Annotated in this window: 14 protein-coding genes; 10 read left to right on the top strand and 4 right to left on the bottom strand. The window is 44.1% G+C overall.

Annotated features, from left to right (window positions below):
• Positions 1–33: 33 nt before the first annotated feature.
• From NST56_RS18815 to NST56_RS18805, 3 genes are all read left to right on the top strand, one after another.
• Positions 34–1,476, top strand: coding sequence for a S41 family peptidase (locus NST56_RS18815; RefSeq protein WP_010332045.1), 1,443 nt, complete (start codon positions 34–36; stop codon positions 1,474–1,476).
• Positions 1,477–1,856: 380 nt separating this feature from the next.
• The gene (gene swrA, locus NST56_RS18810; RefSeq protein ID WP_015251121.1) at positions 1,857–2,210 is read left to right on the top strand and encodes a swarming motility protein SwrAA; all 354 of its coding nucleotides are present in this window, start codon (positions 1,857–1,859) and stop codon (positions 2,208–2,210) included.
• 78 nt (positions 2,211–2,288) lie between these two features.
• Positions 2,289–3,485 carry a S1C family serine protease gene (locus NST56_RS18805; protein ID WP_168748859.1) on the top strand — a complete coding sequence of 399 codons (1,197 nt, stop codon included), beginning with the start codon at positions 2,289–2,291 and terminating at the stop codon, positions 3,483–3,485.
• 46 nt (positions 3,486–3,531) lie between these two features.
• On the opposite strand, the gene NST56_RS18800 is transcribed toward NST56_RS18805, so the two are convergent.
• From NST56_RS18800 to NST56_RS18790, 3 genes are all read right to left on the bottom strand, one after another.
• Positions 3,532–4,866 carry an MFS transporter gene (locus NST56_RS18800; protein WP_268447069.1) on the bottom strand — a complete coding sequence of 445 codons (1,335 nt, stop codon included), beginning with the start codon at positions 4,864–4,866 and terminating at the stop codon, positions 3,532–3,534.
• A 29-nt stretch (positions 4,867–4,895) separates the two neighbouring features.
• Positions 4,896–5,465 (bottom strand): TetR/AcrR family transcriptional regulator, encoded by a 570-nt coding sequence (locus tag NST56_RS18795; protein WP_339178423.1) that lies wholly within the window; start codon positions 5,463–5,465, stop codon positions 4,896–4,898.
• Between the two features lie 76 nt (positions 5,466–5,541).
• Positions 5,542–8,037: a PEP/pyruvate-binding domain-containing protein gene (locus tag NST56_RS18790; protein WP_339178420.1), complete on the bottom strand. Its 2,496-nt coding sequence runs from the start codon at positions 8,035–8,037 to the stop codon at positions 5,542–5,544.
• 579 nt (positions 8,038–8,616) lie between these two features.
• Between NST56_RS18790 and NST56_RS18785 the strand changes: the two genes are divergently transcribed.
• The 3 genes from NST56_RS18785 (at position 8,617) to uvrA (ending at position 13,896) form a co-directional block, all read left to right on the top strand.
• The gene (locus tag NST56_RS18785) at positions 8,617–8,847 is read left to right on the top strand and encodes a DUF2198 family protein (RefSeq protein ID WP_010332040.1); all 231 of its coding nucleotides are present in this window, start codon (positions 8,617–8,619) and stop codon (positions 8,845–8,847) included.
• A gap of 182 nt (positions 8,848–9,029) precedes the next feature.
• Complete coding sequence (gene uvrB / locus NST56_RS18780; RefSeq protein ID WP_010332039.1) at positions 9,030–11,015, top strand: excinuclease ABC subunit UvrB; 1,986 nt, start codon at positions 9,030–9,032, stop codon at positions 11,013–11,015.
• Positions 11,016–11,022: 7 nt separating this feature from the next.
• Positions 11,023–13,896 carry an excinuclease ABC subunit UvrA gene (gene uvrA, locus NST56_RS18775; RefSeq protein WP_286059647.1) on the top strand — a complete coding sequence of 958 codons (2,874 nt, stop codon included), beginning with the start codon at positions 11,023–11,025 and terminating at the stop codon, positions 13,894–13,896.
• Between the two features lie 43 nt (positions 13,897–13,939).
• Here the strand turns inward: uvrA and NST56_RS18770 are convergent, their stop codons facing one another.
• Positions 13,940–14,170 carry a hypothetical protein gene (locus NST56_RS18770; protein ID WP_010332037.1) on the bottom strand — a complete coding sequence of 77 codons (231 nt, stop codon included), beginning with the start codon at positions 14,168–14,170 and terminating at the stop codon, positions 13,940–13,942.
• A gap of 216 nt (positions 14,171–14,386) precedes the next feature.
• Between NST56_RS18770 and NST56_RS18765 the strand changes: the two genes are divergently transcribed.
• The 4 genes from NST56_RS18765 to NST56_RS18750 are packed head-to-tail and all read left to right on the top strand — an operon-like array spanning position 14,387 to position 16,397.
• Complete coding sequence (locus NST56_RS18765; RefSeq protein ID WP_095712926.1) at positions 14,387–14,713, top strand: hypothetical protein; 327 nt, start codon at positions 14,387–14,389, stop codon at positions 14,711–14,713.
• A 23-nt stretch (positions 14,714–14,736) separates the two neighbouring features.
• On the top strand, positions 14,737–15,834 hold the full coding sequence (locus tag NST56_RS18760; RefSeq protein WP_339178412.1) for a DUF4097 domain-containing protein: 1,098 nt from the start codon (positions 14,737–14,739) through the stop codon (positions 15,832–15,834).
• Positions 15,835–15,838: 4 nt separating this feature from the next.
• Entirely contained in the window at positions 15,839–16,036 is a 198-nt protein-coding gene (locus tag NST56_RS18755) for a PspC domain-containing protein (RefSeq protein ID WP_010332034.1), read from the top strand.
• Position 16,037: 1 nt separating this feature from the next.
• Positions 16,038–16,397, top strand: coding sequence for a phage holin family protein (locus NST56_RS18750; protein WP_010332033.1), 360 nt, complete (start codon positions 16,038–16,040; stop codon positions 16,395–16,397).
• The last annotated feature ends 16 nt before the right edge of the window (positions 16,398–16,413 follow it).

The following is a 16,413-nucleotide window of genomic DNA, read 5'->3' as shown; positions in this document are numbered from 1 at the left end:
CAAAGACAGTCTGGCATACAGGAGGAGTAAAGTATGAATCAAAAAATAATCGCTGTGATAGCGGCTGGGAGCATGCTGTTCGGAGGCGCAGGCGTTTATGCGGGAATGAACCTGCTTGAAGCCGAAAAGCCCGAAGCCGCAGCTGTTGCAGCAACGGCTCAAGCTGACTCTGATCGGGCTGCAGCTATGGATAAAATTGAAAAAGCATATGATTTGATTTCGAATGAATATGTCGAAAAGGTTGATAGAGAAAAGCTGCTTGAAGGAGCCATTCAAGGGATGCTGTCTACATTAAACGATCCTTATTCCGTCTATATGGACAAGCAGACAGCAAAGCAATTTTCTGATTCTCTTGATTCCTCTTTCGAAGGCATCGGGGCTGAGGTTGGAGTGGAAGAAGGCAAAATCATTATTGTGTCGCCATTTAAACAATCTCCTGCGGAAAAAGCCGGGCTGAAGCCGAATGATGAAATCATCAGTATTGATGGAGAATCGATGGCGGGCAAGGATTTAAATGACGCTGTCTTAAAAATAAGAGGAAAGAAAGGTTCCAGCGTGTCAATAAAGATTCAGCGGCCAGGGACGAAGAAGCAATTGTCATTCCGCATTAAGAGAGCTGAAATTCCCCTTGAAACAGTGTTTGCTTCAGAGAAAAAAGTGCAGGGGCATTCTGTCGGGTATATCGCCATTTCTACTTTTTCTGAGCATACTGCGGAGGATTTTGCAAAAGCGTTGGGCAAGCTCGAGAAAAAAGGAATTGAAGGCCTCGTGCTGGATGTTCGAGGAAACCCGGGCGGATATCTCCAAAGTGTTGAAGAGATTCTTAAGCATTTCATTACAAAGGATCAGCCTTACATTCAGATTGCTGAACGCAATGGAGATAGAAAACGTTATTTTTCAACATTGACCCATAAAAAAACATACCCCGTCAATGTCATCACAGATAAGGGGAGCGCCTCTGCATCTGAAATTCTTGCAGGCGCATTAAAAGAAGCAGGGCATTATGATGTTGTAGGTGACACGTCTTTCGGAAAGGGAACTGTTCAACAAGCTGTACCGATGGGAGACGGCAGCAATATTAAGTTGACGCTTTACAAGTGGCTGACGCCGAATGGGAACTGGATTCATAAAAAGGGCGTTAAGCCGACCATTGCGATTAAGCAGCCTGATTATTTCTCCGCAGGTCCATTGCAGCTCAAGGAGCCTCTTAAAGCAGATATGAACAATGAAGATGTGAAACATGCACAGGTTTTACTGAAAGGACTCGGTTTTGATCCAAGTCGGGAAGACGGCTATTTCAGCAAAGAAATGAAAAAAGCGGTTTTGGCCTTTCAGGATCAAAACAAGCTCGCTAAAACAGGTGTGATTGACAATCGCACGGCGAAGAAAATAAATCATTTAATTGAAATGAAAAAATCAGATGAAGAAAATGATTTGCAGCTTCAAACAGCGCTTAAATCATTATTTGTCAATTAAAGGAGATGGTGTTCCATCTCCTGTTTCTTTATGCTTAGTGAATAAATAATCTAAAAGTCACATAAAAATTGAGTTTTTGACAAGATATTAAAAAATTTTTCACAAATAAACATTTATAAAGGACCGGGATTACCCGATATCAATATATGAGAGAGACTTTCTAACGAGAAAATATGCATTTAAAATGAAACTTTTGCAAGTTGCCTAGTCTTTGTTTACTTCATACAATATAAGAAGGTTCTAAAAAGAACAGTAATCAGGTTTATGGCAGCTGAACTACAGGTATTTAAAGAACGTTAGCGAGAATGCTTGTTAGCACTCCAGTACTGCTGCTTATACTGGCCCGTGCTTATCTGTACAAAGAAAATGGGGGTTCACAATTGAAGAGGGCAAGTATTGTGCGTGAAAAAAAATATTATGAATTAGTGGAACAATTAAAAGACAGAACACAAGATGTAACATTTTCAGCTACAAAAGCACTAAGTCTTCTTATGCTGTTTAGCAGGTATCTAGTGAATTACACAAATGTTGAATCGGTCAATGACATTAATGAAGAATGTGCCAAGCATTATTTTAATTACTTAATGAAAAATCATAAACGATTAGGAATTAATCTGACAGATATAAAGAGGTCGATGCACCTGATCAGCGGGTTATTGGACGTGGATGTAAACCATTATTTAAAGGATTTTTCACTATCGAATGTCACGCTGTGGATGACGCAAGAGAGATAAACCCTCCTGAGGATATCCAAGCCATGTAATATTTGATAGAATATGAGTAACATGTTTGGCTTGAGGCGGTGAAAGATAGTGTCTGTTCAATGGGGATTTGAACTGTTAAAAAGTGCGGGCCTGTTCTTTTTGCACCCGCTATTCTGGTTTTTTGTCATTGTAAGTCTGGCTTTCGGATATGTGAGGATCAAACGTGAACGAAAAACCTTTCATACCAGAATAGCAGATATTTATGATGAACTGAAATTTACATACACAAAAGGGTTAATCCCTGGTATCCTTTTGTCTATTGTTTTAGGGGTACTCGGAATTTCAATTCCTCTCGGTATACTTGCAATTATTGCTGTTATGACTGCAGCGGCAGCGCTCACTCTTCGCGCAAACTGGATGTCTGCTGCATATATCGTCAGTGTGAGTATGCTGATAGGTTTTGGACTGCAAGTGAATCAGACTGAACCTTTTTTGGATCGGTTTCCGCAAGGCTTTGCAGTCGTGTGGCCAGCTCTGGCGGTGTTTTTGGGCTTACTGGTTATCGCTGAAGGAGCGGTTGCATATCGTTCCGCCCATGTGAAAACATCACCGGGATTGGTCGTCAGCAGCCGAGGTTTGCCGATCGGTCAGCAGCTTGCAAACCGTATTTGGCTTTTGCCGCTGTTTATTCTTGTACCTGGCAATGGATTAGAATCACACCTTAGCTGGTGGCCTGTGTTTTCCGTTCCCGGAGGGTCATTCCATTTTCTATGGATACCTTACTTTGTCGGATTCGGCCAAAGGGTGCAGGGCTCCCTTCCTGAAACCAGTATAAGAATTACAGCGAAGCGAGTCTGTATTCTCGGGCTTATCGTCTCCGCTCTCGGTGCTGCGAGTTTGCTGTGGACGCCGCTTGCGGGTGCAGCAGTCTGTGCGGCTGTATTAGGACGTATTTTTCTGTCCGTGAAGCAAAGGATAAACGACAATGCAGCCCCGTTTTATTTCTCCAAGCGTGATCAAGGCTTAATGGTGCTTGGTATTATACCAAATACACCAGCTGAAGACTTGGAATTAAAAATCGGAGAGATTATTACGAAAGTCAACGGTGTGCCCGTGAAGCACGTATCTGATTTTTATGAAGCGCTCCAGCGCAACCGTGCGTATGTGAAGCTTGAAATTATCGGCCTGAACGGGGAGATTCGCTTTGATCAGCGTGCGTCTTACGAGGGAGAACATCATGAATTGGGCATTCTGTTCGTAAAGGATGACCGTGAAGGTGAGGCAGCCGCTTTGCCTGGATCATAAAAAACAGCCCGGCATCACATTTTGTGTGGCGCCGGGCTGTTTTGTTTTACGCTGAATTTTGCTCCATGCGTGCCGTTTCGTCAGATTTGATGCCTAACGAGACAAAAACACCAATGACGGATACCGCGAAAAGAATAATAAATAATGTGTGATAACCAGAAATCAGGCCAATTAAGGCTGACGAAATAATGCTTCCGAAGTAACGGAAGGTCGAGAAAATGCCGGAAGCCACTCCGGACATCGCGGGCTCCACTGTGGCAAGGGATGATACCTGCATGCTGGTCAGTCCGACTCCGGATGCAAGCCCTCCGAGAATAAGTGAGATCATCAGGAAGGAAACGGAATGGGAGCTGCTCAAGAGCAAAAATAACAAATTGGCTCCGGCCATCATCGCAAATGAGAGAAATATGATTTTTTTCGCACCCCATTTCTGATGGAGCTGAGCGCCTGCCCAATTGCTCGCCGACATAAATATCGAAAAGACGGAAAGCGCCATGCCGCTGTTAGACGTATTAAGCCCAAACTGGTTTGTCATGAATAAGGGCATAATCAATAAGACGGCATACATCATTAGGTTGCTTAACAAGACGGATAGATTGGCATTTGTAAAGGTTGAGCTTTTAAACAGCGCAAAATCAATGATTGGGTGCTGTGTGCGTTTTTCCCGTCTGAAAAAAAGCGGGACAAAAAGCAGTATCAATATGCTGTATAATGCATAGCCCCATGAAGACTCATTTTTCGTCAGCAGGATAATTGAAACGATGCTGCCTGCTAGCAAGAGAGAACCGATGATATCCAGCGGCGCCTCTGATTTGTTTTCTTTATATTGAGGAAACATGGTCAATGCTGTAAATAAAGCAATAGCGAGAAACGGGATGTTGACCCAAAAAATCGAATGCCAGCTGAAGCTGTCAATCAAAAGAGAGCCGATAAACGGCCCGAGAGCGGCGCCGAGCCCTGCGCCGAGTCCGAAATAGCCAAACACTTTCGGAAGGCGTTTCTCTGATACAACGTGCCGGATAATGGCAATGCTGTTTGGCGTGAGCAGTGCCCCGCCAACAGCCTGCAAAGCCCGAAATACAATTAATAAAAACAGGCTCGGCGATAGAGCGCAGCCTAATGAGGCTATCAGAAATAGGCCGACGCCCCATAAATACATGGTTTTGTTGCCATACATGTCACCGAGTTTTCCAGCTATCGGCTGTGTGACGGCCATGACGATTAAATAAACAGTAACCACCCAAGTGATGCTTGCGATGGATTCGTTATACGTATGTGATATAGATGAAAGCGCAACTGCGATCATCGTTGAGTTAATGGGAACCAGGATGGCCCCCAATAAAAGTGAGACGATCAGCGCCCATTCTTTTTTTGAGCTCATTGGGATCCTCCTTTTGTTTTGCCAAGGAGCTAACGGGCAGTAATTCCTTTGACGAATATAGCTGTACTATGCTCCAGCATTTTTTCCTGGGGCGTTCTAATTACTCTGTTGCCTAAATGAAGACGGTGTACAAAGTAACCGAAAATCATCGAAATAAATACATCGGCATGTTCAGCTTCATCTCCTGTCTGGATAGCCCCTTTCTCACCCATGCTTGTGAGATAATCAACCAAAAGCTGTTTCATAGATTGGGGATATTCAGTCACATGGTTGATGACATCCTGAAACATGCCGGGTTCACGAAAGCTGATTTTAATTAAATCTTTTCTTTGTTCAAGCTCCTCCAGCAGACAGGTTCCGATATGGAGCAGGTCTTTGTATAAATCACCTTCTGTTTGCTCAAAGATGTGATTTCTATTTGCTGAATGCTGAGAAAGCAGAGCCTCGACAAGCCCCTGTTTGTTTTTAAAATTCCTGAAAATCGTCGCTTCACTTACGTTTGCTTTTTCTGCAATTTCTTTTGTCGTCGTTGCATGATATCCTTTTTTGACGAGCAGCTGCATGGCAGCATCAAGGATTCTGCGATTTGTCGGTCTCAATACGTTTCACCTCACGAATATACTGGCAGGACAAGTATACACCTGCCCCGCTTGTATAATAAAGAGGGAGGGCGCATCAGGATCGGCTGACAACTGTGATTTTGCCGCTGTTTCCGTCTACAGTGACAATGTCTCCATCTCGAAGCCTTTCTGTCGCTGCACGTGTGCCGAGAACAGCGGGAATGCCGTATTCCCGTGCGATAATCGCTGCGTGAGACAAGATTCCTCCTGTGTCTGTAATAATGGCTTTGGCATCTTGAAACAGGCTGGTCCATAGCGGTGTCGTCATTTTGCAAACCAGGATGTCTCCAGGCGTGAATTGAGAAAACTCACTGGCATCCCGAATCACTTTCACCGGCCCTGTTGCAATACCGCTTGATGCTGCAACTCCGAAAATATCATTCTCTGTGTTTTTTTCATCTTCTATGACTGCACCGACAATTTCTTCAGCCGCTTTCAGCTGCGCTTCTGTCGGTGTACCGAGATAAGCAGGCGCCTGTGCCAGCTCATACTCGTGAAGCATTTGTCTCCGTTTTTCAGCCTTCTCTTGAAGGGATACGGGATGAAGAAGCGCATTTTCCACCTCGTCATCATATAAGAACCAAAGGTCTTCTCGATCTTGAATCACACCGCTTTCTGCCAGCAATTCTCCTACCTTCAGCAAAAAGACTCTCGCCTTGGCATCCAGCATAGCGTCAATGTAAAAATGATGATCATCCTTAATATTGGACGAATTCAGCGTCCATTGATAATAACGTTCAAATTCTTTCTGCAAAGCGGGGTCCTCAATGCTTTGGAAGAATTCATTGTATAACTTCTCACGTTTTTTAATGCTTTTCTTAAATTCGTTGTCAAAATGATAGCCATTGCGGACGTAGTTTTGAATATGAGTCAATGCGTAAAATGGATTCTCTGCCCATGTTTGTTCGATCAGGTCGTGGCTTTTTACAGATCTCCACCCGTATTCCTGTAAAAATTCATTGACTTTTTGCAGGAATTGTCTTCCCTCATCAGTTTGTTCCAATCTCTCCTGCAAATGTTCTGGCTGGGCATGCTCAAAAAGGGCTGTCAAATTCGGATTTTCTCGAACTTCAACGGAGAATTGCCATAGGCGGCGGTCTGTTTCCAGAGATTTGTTCATGACTCCTGTCAGCATCTCATAGAAATGTGAGTTTTCAGCTTCACCCTGAATGTTTTGATACATAGCTTGCAGTTTGTTCGTCAGAAGAATTTGCGGGAAAACGATATTGAAGTGTTCCTCATAAGCCGTGAGATAAAAGGACTTCAGTTTTTTAAAGGCATCCAGCGCACTTTCCGGAGTGTGTTCCGTTTGTGCGAGTTGGTCCAATGTCCGGTAAAACGGAAGGTACGTGTTATGAATGATATCGTACATGCGCTCGGACAATACCGGAAAAAGCTCTTCGGCACTGTCCTCAGGAGGCAGTTGTTGTCCGCCTTGATTTTTTGAATAAATATGTCCGCGATACACTTTTACTTCATCGACGATGACACCGATTGGGAACTGCCGCATACTTTTCTTTAAGCCGTATTCAAGTGCGGGCACAATAAAAGATGAAAATAACGGACTGACCGGGCCTTCGATGTTGGACTCCATATTGAGCCAAAAATCATCCATATCCTTGTCGGTGATCATGAAGTTCCGTTCTTTCTCAGCCGCTTTTTTATCCTGTTCAATGGTGGTAATTGGCCGCGCCTGCAGAAGGTATAGTTTATGATCGGCGATTCCGAATTCTAAATCGACAGGATATCCGTAAAGGGCTTCGGTTTTTTTGGTGAGTTCAGTCAGCTCAATCACCTGTTCATCTGTGAGGCAAAAACGGCTGCGCATGTCTTCGCTCGTTTCCTTTTCGGCAATGCCTTCTGCAGCGGACTCCATGTAGATCTCTTTTAAACCCATTTCTTTCTGAATCTCAAATGAACCTTTATGAACGATATACGTGTCAGGGGTGACGCTTCCTGATACAACAGCTTCCCCTAGGCCGTAGCTGGCGCTGATTAATAACTCTCTATCATCATGGGTAACGGGATTTTGGCTGAAAATCACACCCGATATGTCTGAATTGATCAGGCCCTGCACCACAACACCCATTAACGGCTCTGCGATTTGATTGTTCATTTTTTTCTTATAGCGGCTGACTCTGCCTGAGAAAAAGGAGGCCCAGCATTCTTTCACCTTGTTCAGAAATTCTTCTTCTGTTTTTATATTTAAATAGGTTTCGTATTGGCCGGCGAATGAAGCGCCCTCTAAATCTTCTGAGGCTGATGAAGAGCGGACGGCCACGGAATGATATGATTCTCTCAGCTCGTAAAAGGAGCTCGTCAGCTCGTTCTTTATTTCATCTGAAAATGTTCCGGCAATAATGGCATTTTCGATATTTTCGCTTGAATCATGAAGCTGATTATCCTCCATAAATCGGGCGAGAGCGTTCGTTTGAATAATAAACCCATCCGGAACAGGAAGTCCATGTTTGGTCAGTTTAATGAGATTCATGCCTTTTGCTCCAGCCAGCTGACTGGATTCTTCCGCTTGGCGAAATAACACAGAGTACATGTTTAAAACCCCTCTTTCCTTTTCATTTTTTTCTCTCTATTTTTCTTTTTGGGAGCCAATGTTCAAAATGATAGTGAACACTATCAATCAATTGTAGGTTTAAAGGAAAATGCTGTCAAACGCAAAAAGCCCTAAATAAAATGAATATTTAAGTTGGTTAGATGATCATAAAACCTAATATCGAAACGGGTCTGTATGCCTATTTTTTCATACTCAAAATTCGTTTCATTGAGCTTTCAGATCACTGTTGGTCAAGCTTCCTTCATTGAATGAGACTTAATACCTGCCCTTCTGTTGATTTGACAATCAGTACGGATTCAGCTCTCATTCAGCAGCACTAAAATCAATTTCTCTTTATATTTGATACCGTCCCTTTTGCCTGAAGATGATTTGTTCATTTTTGAACCGAATACGTAAAATCATCATTCTTGTTTAAGAGAAGAGTTTTGCGGCAGAAACCATGATTGAATTGAGCTGAAAAAGGGTATGGTGTAGAAAGAGGGAACCATTGCACGATTGTCCGATTCTTCATTTTTTACTATAATCAAATCAGATGAAGAATCCTTGAGGAGGGTTTTTGTGATTACAAAAGCCGTTTTTGCATTATTTTTCCCTTTTATGCTTGTCGTTCTTTTTACGAGAGTGACCTTTAACCATTATGTGGCGATCGCTCTTACAGCTGCATTGCTGTTTGCCTCTTATTTGAAAGGCTATACAGAAACGTATCTTATTGTGGGATTAGATGTTGTCTCTCTTGTGGCCGGCGGACTTTATATGGCCAAAAAAGCTGCTGAGAAAAAAGAAGAATAAACCGGACATAATGAATAAGAAGATGAATTCCTGCTTTTACGTTTTAAAAGCAGGTTTTTTATACATGAAATTAGCTGGAAATAAATAACCATCGAACTTTAGTTCGTATTTTTGGTGATTTTGCTTTCCATTGTGTTACTATATCTATAGGAAGATTTCGTTAAAGAAACGGAGGCTTATTTGTGAAAGATCGCTTTGAGTTAGTCTCAAAATACCAGCCCCAGGGAGATCAGCCGAAAGCCATTGAAAAGCTTGTCAAAGGCATTCAGGAGGGCAAGAAGCATCAGACTCTGCTGGGTGCAACAGGAACGGGCAAAACATTTACGGTGTCCAATTTGATTAAAGAGGTCAATAAGCCGACACTCGTCATTGCCCATAACAAAACCCTTGCTGGACAGCTTTACAGCGAGTTTAAGGAATTTTTTCCGAACAACGCTGTCGAGTATTTTGTCAGCTACTATGATTATTATCAGCCGGAGGCGTATGTGCCTCAAACGGATACATTTATAGAGAAAGATGCAAGCATTAATGATGAAATTGATAAACTTAGACACTCCGCTACATCATCTCTGTTTGAACGCAGAGATGTGATTATCATTGCGAGTGTGTCTTGTATTTACGGTCTCGGTTCGCCTGAAGAATACCGTGAAATGGTTGTGTCATTGCGTCCTGAAATGGAAATTGAGCGCAACGAGCTGCTTAGAAAGCTTGTTGACATTCAATATGCCCGCAACGACATTGATTTTCAGCGCGGTACATTTCGTGTACGCGGAGATGTAGTGGAAATTTTCCCTGCATCCCGTGATGAACACTGTGTAAGAGTCGAGTTTTTCGGAGATGAAATTGAACGAATTAGGGAAGTGGACGCCCTGACCGGAGAAATTTTAGGCGACCGTGAACATATCGCGATTTTCCCGGCATCCCACTTCGTGACACGGGCCGAAAAAATGGAAAAAGCGATTCAAAATATCGAGAAGGAGCTTGAGGAGCAGCTGAAGGTCATGCATGAAAACGGCAAGCTTCTGGAAGCGCAGCGCTTAGAGCAGCGGACGAGATATGATCTTGAAATGATGCGGGAGATGGGATTCTGTTCCGGCATTGAGAACTATTCAAGACATTTGACGCTTCGCCCGCCGGGTTCAACGCCGTATACGCTTCTCGATTATTTTCCTGACGATTTTATGATTGTGGTGGATGAGTCGCACGTGACGATTCCTCAGGTGCGCGGCATGTTTAACGGAGACCAGGCGAGAAAGCAGGTGCTGGTGGATCACGGATTCCGTCTTCCGTCAGCGCTCGATAACCGCCCGCTCCGGTTTGAAGAATTTGAAAAGCATATGCACAATATCGTCTATGTGTCAGCCACACCAGGGCCATATGAAATTGAACATACAGATGAAATGATAGAGCAGATCATCCGACCGACAGGGCTTCTTGACCCGCTTATTGACGTGCGGCCGATTGAAGGCCAGATTGATGATTTAATCGGTGAAATTCACGCGAGAGTTGAACGGAATGAACGGGTGCTTGTGACGACTTTGACGAAGAAGATGTCAGAGGACCTAACCGATTATTTAAAAGAAATCGGCATCAAGGTTAATTATCTGCATTCAGAAATTAAGACGCTTGAACGGATCGAAATTATCCGTGATTTGCGTCTCGGCAAGCATGATGTGCTCATTGGCATCAACCTCCTGAGAGAGGGGCTTGATATTCCGGAAGTATCCTTGGTTGCGATTTTGGATGCGGATAAGGAAGGCTTCCTGCGTTCGGAGCGTTCGCTTATTCAGACGATCGGACGTGCGGCGAGAAACGCGGAAGGCCGTGTCATCATGTACGCCGATAAAATGACGAAGTCTATGGAAATTGCGATTAATGAAACGAAACGCCGGCGCGAGCAGCAGGAGCGGTTTAACGAAGAGCACGGCATTACGCCGCAAACGATTAATAAAGAAATTCGTGACGTGATTCGTGCGACAGTGGCTGCTGAGGACAAAGCGGAGTATAAAACAAAAGCTGCGCCGAAGCTGTCGAAAATGACGAAGAAAGAGCGTCAGAAAGTCGTCGAACAAATGGAGCATGAAATGAAGGAAGCCGCCAAGGCGCTTGATTTTGAGAGAGCCGCGGAGCTTCGCGATTTACTTTTAGAGTTAAAAGCGGAAGGATGATGAAAGAATGGCTATGGACCGGATTGAGGTGAAGGGAGCAAGGGCGCACAACCTGAAAAATATTGATGTGACTATCCCGAGAGATCAGCTTGTCGTCGTCACGGGACTGTCTGGGTCAGGGAAATCCTCCCTTGCCTTTGACACCATATATGCAGAAGGGCAGAGACGATATGTTGAGTCGTTATCCGCCTATGCCCGCCAGTTTTTAGGGCAAATGGATAAGCCTGATGTGGATGCGATTGAAGGGCTTTCTCCTGCCATCAGCATTGATCAAAAAACAACGAGTCGAAACCCGAGATCTACTGTCGGTACGGTAACAGAAATTTATGATTATCTGCGTCTTTTGTATGCGAGAGTAGGAAAGCCCCATTGCCCGGAGCACGGGATCGAAATCACGTCACAGACCATTGAGCAGATGGTGGACAGGATTTTGGAATATCCGGAGCGGACGAAGCTTCAGGTGCTGGCGCCAATTGTGTCCGGCAGAAAAGGCGCTCATGTAAAAGTGCTTGAGCAGATCAGAAAACAAGGCTATGTCAGAGTCAGAATTGACGGCGAGATGGCCGAGCTTTCTGATGAGATCGAGTTAGAAAAGAATAAGAAGCATTCTATCGAGGTTGTCATTGACCGGATTGTGATCAAAGATGGCGTAGCAGCCCGTCTGTCGGATTCATTGGAGACAGCGCTTCGATTAGGTGAAGGGCGTGTCATGATTGATGTGATCGGTGAGGAGGAGCTGATGTTCAGTGAGCATCATGCCTGTCCGCATTGCGGATTTTCAATCGGTGAACTTGAGCCGCGGCTTTTTTCATTCAACAGCCCGTTCGGAGCGTGTCCAACGTGTGACGGTCTCGGCATGAAGCTCGAAGTTGATGCAGATCTTGTCATCCCCAATCAAAATTTGTCATTGAAGGAGAATGCAATTGCCCCTTGGACGCCGATCAGCTCACAATATTATCCTCAGCTTCTTGAAGCGGTCTGCACCCATTACGGCATTGATATGGATGTGCCCGTAAAGGACCTTCCGAAGCATCAGCTGGATAAAGTGCTTTATGGAAGCGGAGATGACCTGATTTATTTCCGTTACGAAAATGATTTCGGCCAATTACGCGAAGGTGAGATCCAATTTGAAGGCGTATTGCGCAACATTGAAAGACGCTACAAGGAGACAGGCTCGGATTTCATCCGTGAGCAGATGGAGCAATATATGTCCCAAAAGGCTTGTCCGACTTGTAAAGGTTATCGGTTAAAGAAAGAGGCGCTTGCCGTACTGGTCGACGGACATCACATTGGAAAAATTACCGAGCTGTCTGTCGGAAATGCCCTTGATTTCTTCAAAGGCCTTACGCTATCTGAGAAGGATATGAAGATTGCCGATCTGATTTTCCGGGAAATTGTGGAGCGGTTAAGCTTTCTGGATAAAGTCGGCCTTGATTATCTGACACTGAGCCGGGCAGCGGGAACATTGTCCGGGGGAGAGGCGCAGCGCATCAGGCTGGCAACTCAAATCGGTTCGCGGTTATCCGGTGTGCTTTATATTTTAGATGAACCGTCAATTGGTCTGCACCAGCGTGATAACGACCGTTTAATCAGCGCGCTGAAAAATATGAGGGACCTGGGGAACACGCTGATCGTCGTAGAACATGATGAGGATACGATGATGGCGGCCGATTATTTAATTGATATCGGCCCGGGTGCCGGCATCCACGGAGGACAAGTTATTTCTGCGGGTACTCCGGAAGAGGTCATGGCAGATCAAAATTCGTTAACAGGCAGCTATTTATCAGGGAAAAAGTTTATCCCGCTGCCTCCCGAGAGAAGAAAACCGGACGGCCGCTATATTGAGATTAAAGGCGCTTCAGAAAACAATCTGAAAAAGGCAAATGCCAAGTTTCCGCTAGGAACGTTTACAGCGGTTACGGGTGTATCAGGATCAGGGAAAAGCACCCTCGTCAATGAAATTCTTCACAAGGCACTGGCGCAAAAGCTTCATAAAGCAAAAGCGAAGCCCGGCAGCCATAAAGAAATCAAAGGCCTCGAACATTTAGACAAAGTCATTGATATCGATCAGGCGCCGATTGGGAGAACGCCGCGGTCAAATCCTGCGACATACACCGGTGTTTTTGATGATATTCGCGATGTATTCGCACAGACAAATGAAGCGAAAGTCCGCGGCTATAAGAAAGGCCGTTTCAGTTTTAATGTAAAGGGCGGACGATGCGAAGCCTGCCGCGGAGACGGGATTATAAAAATTGAAATGCACTTCCTTCCTGACGTATACGTGCCATGTGAAGTGTGCCACGGCAAACGCTACAACCGGGAAACACTTGAAGTGACATACAAAGGAAAAAGCATTTCTGATGTGCTTGATATGACGGTCGAAGATGCTCTTTCTTTCTTTGAAAATATCCCGAAAATTAAGCGCAAGCTCCAAACCCTTTACGATGTTGGTCTTGGTTATATTACGCTCGGCCAGCCGGCGACTACCTTGTCAGGCGGTGAAGCGCAGCGGGTGAAACTTGCATCTGAACTGCATAAACGCTCTACCGGCCGCACGCTGTACATTTTAGATGAACCGACAACAGGTTTGCATGTCGACGATATCGCCAGACTTCTTGTCGTGCTTCAGCGTTTGGTTGATAATGGGGATACAGTGCTTGTCATTGAGCATAATCTTGATATCATCAAGACGTCTGATTATATTGTTGATCTGGGGCCTGAAGGCGGAGCCGGAGGCGGCACCATTGTCGCGTCAGGAACGCCGGAGGAAATCACTGAAGTGGAAGAGTCATATACAGGGCGTTATTTGAAGCCTGTTATGGAGCGAGACAAAAAACGTATGAAATCACTCTTGGAAGCGAAAGAAACAGCAACATCTTAAAACCCTCTTTTCAGAGGGTTTTCGCTGTTCTTTGCAGTATTTATTAAAACGTCTTCTTATGCAGCCTCCGGCTCACATTCATTAAATCTTGAACAATATGAGTGCTGCTGCTGTCCAGAAGAACTTTAATATATTGAATATCATGAGAGATGGGAAAAGGTCCGTGAATCTGTTCAAGCTCGGCTAACATTTCACGATTCATCCTTTTTTGTTCATGAATCAGTTTTAAAACGGATTCTTGTGTTACTGTATAGTCACTGGGATCTTTCTCCATTGCTTGTCCAGCCTCCTTAATTGCCGTAAGCTTTTTACATATTGTAATGGGTACGGCTGAAAGATTCTACTTCTAAAACTTTTCAAAATCCAATTCCGTAAATGGAAGCATGTCTAAAGGATGATTTTGAAACCTTTGGAGGTTCTATACGTATATCTATCTAAGTAAAACGTCCTGATTCATAGTCACGAATGTTAACGATAGGAGTTGGATAAATTGAACCGTAATCAAGCCATAATTGCATCACTTTGTTATTTCAGTGTATTTATTGCGCCGGTCATTGTGCCGATTGTCGCTTACTTTGTTGTTGATGAGAAAGAGACGAAACGTCACGCGGTGCGTTCTCTTATTTCCCACATTGTTCCCTTTGTCGGCTGGCTGATCTTATTTATCGCTTTTCTTGGCGGGGCCATTGCCATTGATGGGGAAAGCGTTTTGCCTGTCTTTGTGATGATTGGCGGAGTCATCGTCTATTTCTTAGTTGTACTCGGTATTATCATTTGGAACGTCATTCAGGGCATTAAGGTGCTGCGTGCAGCATAAGTAGATCATAGGGAGGAGATCGAATGAAGCAGGAAAAGGAAAGAATCCTCAAGCTTGTGGAGGAAGGGAAGCTGACGGCACAGGAAGCATTAACGCTGATTGAAAAGCTCGACAGCGACTATAAGGAAAAAGAAGAAAAAGTCACGGCTCTGTCAGTTAACGTTCATGAAGAGGATGAGCCATTTACAGCGGCCAAAAAAGAGGGCAGCAAGCCGTCTTTAGGGGCGAAGCTGTTCGATTGGATTGATTCTGCTGTGAAAAAGGTCAAAGAAGTTGATCTTGATTTGAACTTCGGTCACTCGTTTGACGTCCAGCATATTTTTCAATTTAAGGATAATGATTTTTCCAGTGTAGAGCTTCAGATCGCAAACGGCAGCGTAAATATTGTTCCGTGGGAAGACGAGGATATCAGAGCGGAATGCCAGGCAAAGGTATATCGCGTTGACACCCAGGAAGCAGCGAGAGACGCTTTTCTTCAGCATATTGAATGTGAAATTAAAGGAAATAAGTTTTTTATCCGTACGGAAAAGAAAACAATGAAAACCAATGTCACATTGTATATTCCTCAGAAGGAGTATGATAAGATTCGGGTGAAGCTGTTTAACGGACCGATCAGAGGGGAACATTTACATGTAAAAGAGTTCTCGGCGAAAACGACAAATGGCGTGCTGTCGTTCTCGAATTTGACGGCTGAAAAAGCTTCAGCAGAAACGGCAAACGGCCAAATTAAGCTAGCCAATCACAATTGTGGCACAATAGAAGCGGAAACCATTAACGGGCTGATTGACCTGCGCGGAAAAAGCGAATCCATTGATGTTCAAAGCTTTAATGGAAATATTGCGATTACTGTCACAGAATCAGACTGCCGCTCGATTTACACAAAAACGACGACTGGAAATGTGGAGCTGGCGATTCCGGATGATCTTGCGGTGAAGGCTGAGCTGAAAAGCAATCTTGGCTCGCTGTCCCACGAATTAATAGATGTTGACATGCTGAAAGAAAAAAATGATACCATTCAAAAAGAAATGATGTTCACTTCTAATCAAGCACATGATCAAAACATCGCCGTTTTCTCCGAATCATTAACTGGCGCCATCAAATTAAAGTATACACAGAGGTGATCGAATGAATAGATTATATCGTTCAGAAAATAACAGGAAAATGGCAGGTGTCATCGGCGGCCTGGCGGAGTATTTCAACTGGGATGCGTCACTCCTCAGAGTGATAACCGTCATTTTGGCCGTTATGACAAGCGTCATTCCTGTTCTGCTCATATATATCATTTGGATTTTTATTGTTCCATCAGAAAGGGATATGAAGTAACATGGTCAAATGGGCAGTCAGCATTTTAGTAAATGCATTATTATTAATCGTCATTGACGGTTACATTGATTCCATCCATATCAGCAGCATCGGGGCAGCGATTATTGCCAGCCTCATTTTATCAATTTTAAACGTGCTGATTAAACCGCTCTTGATTATCTTTACACTGCCTGTCACAGTTGTGACGCTGGGTCTCTTTTTGTTTGTGATTAACGCCATCACCTTGATGATGACAGCGTCTATTATGGGTGACAGTTTTCAAATTGACGGCTTCGGATCAGCCATCCTGGCATCTGTTGTGCTGTCGGTGTTCCATTTGCTGATTCAAAAAGGCATTTTAGAACCGCTTCGTAAGAAATAAAAGCTGCCATCCAAAT

The sequence above is a fragment of the Bacillus sp. FSL R5-0560 genome (genome assembly GCF_037966305.1).
GTDB classification, from domain to species: Bacteria; Bacillota; Bacilli; order Bacillales; family Bacillaceae; genus Bacillus; species Bacillus mojavensis.
This window is presented reverse-complemented; position numbering and strand designations above follow the sequence as displayed.

Bases quoted from the DNA above. Each gene is read 5' to 3' on its own strand.
- NST56_RS18815 (WP_010332045.1), top strand. From the start codon at position 34: ATGAATCAAAAAATAATCGCTGTGATAGCGGCTGGGAGCATGCTGTTC.
- NST56_RS18800 (WP_268447069.1), bottom strand. From the start codon at position 4,866: ATGAGCTCAAAAAAAGAATGGGCGCTGATCGTCTCACTTTTATTGGGG.
- NST56_RS18790 (WP_339178420.1), bottom strand. From the start codon at position 8,037: ATGTACTCTGTGTTATTTCGCCAAGCGGAAGAATCCAGTCAGCTGGCT.
- uvrA (WP_286059647.1), top strand. From the start codon at position 11,023: ATGGCTATGGACCGGATTGAGGTGAAGGGAGCAAGGGCGCACAACCTG.
- NST56_RS18770 (WP_010332037.1), bottom strand. From the start codon at position 14,170: ATGGAGAAAGATCCCAGTGACTATACAGTAACACAAGAATCCGTTTTA.
- NST56_RS18760 (WP_339178412.1), top strand. From the start codon at position 14,737: ATGAAGCAGGAAAAGGAAAGAATCCTCAAGCTTGTGGAGGAAGGGAAG.
- NST56_RS18755 (WP_010332034.1), top strand. From the start codon at position 15,839: ATGAATAGATTATATCGTTCAGAAAATAACAGGAAAATGGCAGGTGTC.
- NST56_RS18750 (WP_010332033.1), top strand. From the start codon at position 16,038: ATGGTCAAATGGGCAGTCAGCATTTTAGTAAATGCATTATTATTAATC.